Here is a 2,486-nt window from a genome sequence, read left to right as displayed (position 1 = left end):
CTCAAATGAGACAACAGCCCCAGATTTGAAGTGTTTGTCAGCCTTGAAGGTCAGGTCACAGCACAGGAGCAATCAATGCCGGATTCATCATATCGCCAAGTGGCACAACGTGGTGATCGCACAAGCCGGAATTGACATTTCCAGTTTTTGTAGACATGTTGCTATATCAGTTGCTTAAAAGGGTATGAGCGATGGGAATGACAACGATCACCAGCCGGACGTTCAACCAGGATGCCAGTGGCGCAAAGCGAGCCGCTCAGAACGGTCCTGTGTTCATCACCGATCGGGGCAAGCCCGCGCATGTGTTGCTTAGCATCGAAGCCTACAGGCGGCTCACAGGGCAGTGGGAAAACATCGTGGATCTGCTGGCCGATCCGGACGCGGCAGACGTATCCTTTGAACCCGGTCGATTGGGTAACCTCACGCGTCCGGCCGATCTGTCCTGATGTTCATCCTCGATACGAACGTGGTGTCGGAACTGCGCAAGGCAAAAGCAGGCAAGGCGGATGGCAACGTCGTGGCCTGGGCGGCGGACCAAGACCCATCAGCGTTGTTCCTGTCAGCCATCACGCTTCTGGAGCTTGAAATGGGGATCAGGCACGCCGAGAGGCGGGACAGCGCTCAAGGGGCCGTTCTGAGGGCTTGGATGACTGATAGGGTGCTGCCGGCCTTTGAGGGGCGTATCCTGCCGGTAGACGGGCCTGTCGCGCTCTGTTGTGCCGCTTTGCATGTTCCTGACCCCCGCAGTGACCGGGATGCCCTTATCGCCGCCACAGGGATCGTCCACGCAATGCCCATCGTCACACGCAATGTTGCAGACTTCGCGCCAACAGGCGTTCAGATCATCAATCCGTGGGAGCCGATGCCATGATGGCAAACAGCCCCACAGGTTTCGCCCTCATTCGGTCGGCAGCTTAATCCACGATGCGCAATAGACGCCGTTATTATCGGGCATGCTGTTCGTGGCGCTCATATCACCGCAGAAGTCTTCACCGCTGGACGACCGTAAGAGTTCACCAACCTCGGCGAGACGTTCCGTTCGAATATTCCCTTTCGCCCACCAGTAGCCGCCAAACAGACCAAGAGAGGCTGTGAGCGCCGCTACGAGGGCCATCATGCCCATTCTGCGCCACTTGCCCGCCTGATGGGCCTCTATGACGCGCAGCAGCCTGTCTGAGGCCGCACTGAAGGCCTTGCTGGCGTCCTGTTGGGCGTCAGCCGCTGTATCGATTGTCAACGGCGGCAGCAAATCCTGCCACGCGGCGGTGCAAAACCAGGCCAGTGGCGGGGTGCAAAGCGCCATGGCGCGCGCGCTCTTCAAATAGCTGGCGCGTGCCATGGCGATTTGGCCCACAGGGCCAATCCTGTGACGGTTGATCAGGTTGAGGCGTAGGCCTTGCGGGCGCGGCTTTGGCCGAGCCGATAGCTGTCGCCGTTCATCTCGAGGATGTTGACGTGATGGGTCAACCGATCGAGCAGTGCGCCTGTCAGGCGTTCAGTGCCGAAGGTTTCGGTCCATTCATCGAATGGCAGGTTGCTGGTAATCATTGTGGAACCGCGTTCGTATCGCTGTGAGATCAGCTCGAACAAAAGCTCTGCGCCGGTTTTGGAGAGAGGCACGAAGCCCAGTTCGTCTATGATGAGTAGCTTTACAGCAGCCAATTGCTTTTGCAGACGGATAAGACGGCGTTCGTCGCGCGCCTCCATCAGCTCGTTGACGAGCGCGGCGGCGGTGATGAAGCTGACAGGCAGCCCCCTCTGGCAGGCAGCAAGCCCCAAGCCGAGTGCAACATGGGTCTTGCCCGTGCCGCTTGGTCCGAGGGCGATGACGTTCTCACGCCTCTCGATCCATTCGCAACGGGCCAGTTCCAGCACCTGCATCTTGTTGAGCTTAGGGATCGCCTTGAAGTCGAAGCTGTCCAGACTTTTGGTGGCCGGGAACTTCGCGGCCTTGATCCGACGCTCGATCATCCGCCGCTCGCGGTCGATCAATTCCAGCTCGACCAGACGCGCCAGGAATTGGACATGATCCAGTCCCTCGGCGGCGCATTGACGGGCGAGCTTGTCGTATTCCCGCAGGAAGGTGGGCAGCTTCAGCGTTTTGAGGTGATCCGCGAGCAGGATCTTCGGGGCCACGGTCATGCTGCATCTCCCGAGAGCAGTGACATGTAGCTGGCCGCGGATGTCGTCTCGACGTTCGCCCGCGGTAGATATGGGTAGACATCGAGGTCCAGCTTCGGCGGCCGTTTCTCGACCCGACAGAGAACGAGGTGCTTGACGGCATCGAAGCCGACCGCGCCCAGTTGCAGCGCCTTCTTCACGGCGGCGTGGAGGTCGTCGATATCGAAGGTCTCCAGCAGGCGCAGCACCTGGATATACTCCCGGCGCCCAGCCTTGATCATCCGCGCTTCCATCAGGCGGCGCAGGGTCGCGAATGCGGGCGGCAGGTCCCATTCCGCCAACGGCGCCGCCTGGTCCAAGGCATT

General features: G+C 59.9%; 4 protein-coding genes and 1 pseudogene. 2 read left to right on the top strand and 3 right to left on the bottom strand.

What is annotated here, in order from left to right; all coding sequences use genetic code 11:
- Window positions 1-197 precede the first annotated feature (197 nt).
- Together ACEW8G_RS00735 and ACEW8G_RS00730 are read left to right on the top strand one after the other, a co-directional pair.
- Window positions 198-446 (top strand): type II toxin-antitoxin system Phd/YefM family antitoxin, encoded by a 249-nt coding sequence (locus ACEW8G_RS00735; protein ID WP_373486538.1) that lies wholly within the window; start codon window positions 198-200, stop codon window positions 444-446.
- Window positions 446-871: a type II toxin-antitoxin system VapC family toxin gene (locus ACEW8G_RS00730; RefSeq protein WP_373486537.1), complete on the top strand. Its 426-nt coding sequence runs from the start codon at window positions 446-448 to the stop codon at window positions 869-871. The genes ACEW8G_RS00735 and ACEW8G_RS00730 overlap by 1 nt, the downstream gene beginning before the upstream one ends.
- Before the next feature lie 27 nt (window positions 872-898).
- Here ACEW8G_RS00730 and ACEW8G_RS00725 read toward each other — a convergent pair whose 3' ends face one another.
- From ACEW8G_RS00725 to ACEW8G_RS00715, 3 genes and pseudogenes are all read right to left on the bottom strand, one after another.
- Entirely contained in the window at window positions 899-1,354 is a 456-nt protein-coding gene (locus tag ACEW8G_RS00725) for a hypothetical protein (RefSeq protein ID WP_373486536.1), read from the bottom strand.
- 23 nt (window positions 1,355-1,377) lie between these two features.
- Window positions 1,378-2,142, bottom strand: a complete 765-nt coding sequence (gene istB, locus ACEW8G_RS00720) for an IS21-like element helper ATPase IstB (RefSeq protein WP_373486535.1) — start codon at window positions 2,140-2,142, stop codon at window positions 1,378-1,380.
- Window positions 2,139-2,486 (bottom strand): annotated as a pseudogene (locus tag ACEW8G_RS00715) (IS21 family transposase); the annotation flags it as partial. The pseudogene ACEW8G_RS00715 and the gene istB, both read right to left, overlap by 4 nt.

The sequence above is a fragment of the Blastomonas sp. genome (assembly GCF_041747255.1).
Classification (GTDB): Bacteria; Pseudomonadota; Alphaproteobacteria; order Sphingomonadales; family Sphingomonadaceae; genus Blastomonas.
This window is presented reverse-complemented; position numbering and strand designations above follow the sequence as displayed.

What these genes read in the sequence shown, in the direction of transcription:
- ACEW8G_RS00730 (WP_373486537.1), top strand. Translation starts at nt 446, where the DNA reads ATGTTCATCCTCGATACGAACGTGGTGTCGGAACTGCGCAAGGCAAAA.
- istB (WP_373486535.1), bottom strand. Translation starts at nt 2,142, where the DNA reads ATGACCGTGGCCCCGAAGATCCTGCTCGCGGATCACCTCAAAACGCTG.
- ACEW8G_RS00735 (WP_373486538.1), top strand. Translation starts at nt 198, where the DNA reads ATGACAACGATCACCAGCCGGACGTTCAACCAGGATGCCAGTGGCGCA.